The organism is Flavobacterium sp. LS1P28 (assembly GCF_003970335.1).
GTDB lineage: Bacteria > Bacteroidota > Bacteroidia > Flavobacteriales > Flavobacteriaceae > Flavobacterium.
Genome location: NZ_RYDI01000040.1, coordinates 1 through 1300, shown reverse-complemented (window position 1 = coordinate 1300; position 1300 = coordinate 1). Strand labels below are relative to the sequence as shown.

Here is a 1300-nt window from a genome sequence, read left to right as displayed (position 1 = left end):
CACTAGTGTCCACTTAAAATAAGTTGAAAACCAGCTGGTTAGTATTATGTTCATTGACATTATTGTAATCTGATTTCATAAGCAGTTCATTTATAGATGTTTTGTCGAGTAATGATGCGGATAAAATTTGTAGAATTTCGTAGGTTGAACGATTGATTTTTAAATCTTTTGCTATTATAGAAACCAAACAGTAAGTTGCAATTGCTACATTGATTTGAATACGAACAGCATTTTCTGTTGTTCCCCAAAAGGTCTTAACTTTTAGGTGCTGTTTTATCCATTTGAAGAACAATTCTACTTGCCATCTTTGTTTGTAAAGTAGTGCAATATCTTGAGCTGATAATTCAAAATTATTAGTCAAGAATACTAACATTTTTTTATTTTCAGTATCGAAAAATTTTACTTTTCGTATCTTTTCTGGATAATCTTTTGAGGTATAAAAACCTTCTATTTTACCAATTTGGTCATATTTAATTCCAGTGGTTTTGTCAATTTTTAGAGAATACATTCTTTTAAATTTCACATTAGATTTTGCTCTAACAACAAAATAAGCATTTGCTTTTGTAATTCGAAAAAGTCGATCATAATCAACATAAGCACGGTCAAAAATATAATACGCAAATGGCTCATAATCTATGACATCCATTGCATTAACATCGTGCACATTTGCTTCTGTTATATGGATAAATACCGGGATTTGTGTGTTAATATCAAATAGAGTGTGCAATTTTATTCCTGCTTTAGTTTTTCGAAAATGAGCCCAACAAAATACACTCAAGCATAGATCAATTGTTGAAGAATCAAAAGCATAAATATTACCTTTTATTTCAAAAGCATCATTGCTGTTTTTATCCCGAGCAATCAATATTAAATGATTGGCAAACTCTTCAAATATTTTATAATTACGATTTTCATTAGCTTTGGATAAATTGCTACGAGTTACATTTTTGCCAAATCCTAAATGATATGATTTTGATTGATGTGCTTCTATAACAATTATCAAATCTCTTAAACTTTCTCTTGCTGAAAGTTGACCAAAAATCATACATAATAATTGATTCCAACAAGTAAAATGTTTGACCGATTTATTGCCAAAATATTTACTAGTTAACCTGTCAAAAACACGTTGAGGAAGAAATTCAATCAGTTGAGAAAAGACATATTTACCGTGATTCATATTCGTAATATTGATTTACGAACATAATAATCATTTCAAATCGTCACGCTCAAAAATGACTCTTAAAATACAGATTTACAATAATTTCAAAGAACTTGTTTTATTTTTTAGTGGACACTAGTG

At 28.9% G+C, this 1300-nt stretch carries 1 protein-coding gene; it reads right to left on the bottom strand.

What is annotated here, in order from left to right; all coding sequences use genetic code 11:
* Window positions 1-13: 13 nt before the first annotated feature.
* Window positions 14-1177, bottom strand: a complete 1164-nt coding sequence (locus EKL97_RS15500; protein WP_126569309.1) for an IS4 family transposase — start codon at window positions 1175-1177, stop codon at window positions 14-16.
* Window positions 1178-1300 lie beyond the last annotated feature (123 nt).

Excerpts from the sequence above, each read along its gene's own strand:
- EKL97_RS15500 (WP_126569309.1), bottom strand. The coding sequence starts at position 1,177 with ATGAATCACGGTAAATATGTCTTTTCTCAACTGATTGAATTTCTTCCT.